The sequence below is a fragment of the Bacteroides sp. UBA939 genome (genome assembly GCF_002293435.1).
Taxonomy (GTDB): domain Bacteria; phylum Bacteroidota; class Bacteroidia; order Bacteroidales; family Bacteroidaceae; genus Bacteroides.
Genome location: NZ_DBDF01000228.1, coordinates 1 through 1,652, shown reverse-complemented (window position 1 = coordinate 1,652; position 1,652 = coordinate 1). Strand labels below are relative to the sequence as shown.

General features: G+C 42.7%; 1 protein-coding gene. It reads left to right on the top strand.

Features of this window, described 5'->3' with window-relative positions:
• Window positions 1-121: 121 nt before the first annotated feature.
• Window positions 122-1,453 (top strand): tetratricopeptide repeat protein, encoded by a 1,332-nt coding sequence (locus B2Z67_RS15080; protein ID WP_291530667.1) that lies wholly within the window; start codon window positions 122-124, stop codon window positions 1,451-1,453.
• Window positions 1,454-1,652 lie beyond the last annotated feature (199 nt).

Sequence of the window (1,652 nt, the reverse complement as noted above, 5' to 3'; positions counted from 1 at the left end):
TATAAACTAATTATGAACATTGACTTAGTTAATCTATCTAAAAGGCATTACGAATACTTCGTAAAGAGAATATTTTTAGTAACTTGCGCTCAATTAAGTAATGTACTAAAGATAAAAAGCTATGCGAAAACTTCTCACCCTATGCTGCTTCAGCGTTTGTTCACTACTAATGGCGCAGAATACCAATCAAATTCAAGAGGCGATGGCAAACTATGATTATGAAACGGCTTTGTCGCTCATCAACAAAGAGACTCCAACAGTTCCACTACTTTATCAGAAAGGGAAAGCATTGAAAAGCCTCGGCAACAACCTGGAAGCGCTACAAGTGTATGAAGAAATCGTGCTGCAAGACTCTCTGAATCCGCGGGCTTACATTGAAGCGGCGGAATGTTGCAAATCATTAGCCAAAGGAAGCCAGGCGTTAAACTATTACCGGGAAGCGCTGGACTTGAATCCAGACAATAAGTATGTACGGATTCAATACGTCGGTTTGTTATTGAGCCAACAGAAATTTGAAGAAGCATTAGGCGAGAGCAGCCTTATGTCCGAGAAAGACAGTTCCGCAATTGTACTTCACCTCCAGGCGCAAAGCTTCGAAGGCAGGAATGAAGCTCCGGCGGCTATGGGATGTTATTACGTCATTCAGGAAAAATATCCTAATGATTATCTGGCAGCCGCCAAGCTGGGCGCTTTGAATATAGCCGGCGATTTTTATGACCAAGCCATTGAAGCAACGGAGAAGTATCGCAAAATAGATTCTACCAATATCGTTGTAAACCGCCAGAATGCATTGGCGTATTGTCTGAATAAAGATTATCCGACCGCTATTCAGCGATATGAATATTTAGTTAACCGGGGAGACAGTTCCTTCCATACTTGTTACTATCTTGGAGTCAGTTACTATGCAGTCGATAAGTTATATGAGGCTCACGACATACTTGAAGTTGCACGAAAGTACGACCCGGAAAACGTCAACTTGTTATATTACTTAGGCCGTGCCTGTTCTAAAACATCCTGGAAAGAACAAGGCGTGACTTACCTTGAAAGTGCTATCAAATTGAGTATTCCCAAGGACTCTGCAATGTCTCGCCTCTATATCGGCATGAGTGACTGCTACAAAATGGCAGGAATGTACAAAGAGCAAGTGGAAGCCACTTTAGAGCGCTACAAGCTCTACGACAAAACGAATCATAAACTCCTGTACGACATAGCGTTCACCTACCAGTACTCGTTGAAAGATAAGAGGAATACCGAACGCTATCTGGAGGCTTTCCTGAAAACCCGCCCATTAGAAGGTAAAGAAGAACAACCGGAAATAGATAGTCAAGGCGGCATTGTATTAGATACGAGCAACTACTACAACGCTGCTGAAAGTTGGCTGAAGGATTTGCGGGAAAAGAAGAAGGAGGAGGAATTCTTCCAGGGAAAAGGGAGTGCAGCACCAAGTAAATGATAAGTTATTCATAAGTAGCTGTTCATAATTAGTTTATACTATCATTTTTTAGACGCGGATAACGCGGATGACGCGGCTCTCTTTTTATCTTCCGGGTGGGATAACGTAGCGCAGCATTTAAAAATCCGAGTCATCCGCGTTATCCGCGTCTAAAGAATTGCTTGTATTGCGCAGCAACCTGATTGAGATCCCGTTTCGC

Bases quoted from the DNA above. Each gene is read 5' to 3' on its own strand.
- B2Z67_RS15080 (WP_291530667.1), top strand. From the start codon at position 122: ATGCGAAAACTTCTCACCCTATGCTGCTTCAGCGTTTGTTCACTACTA.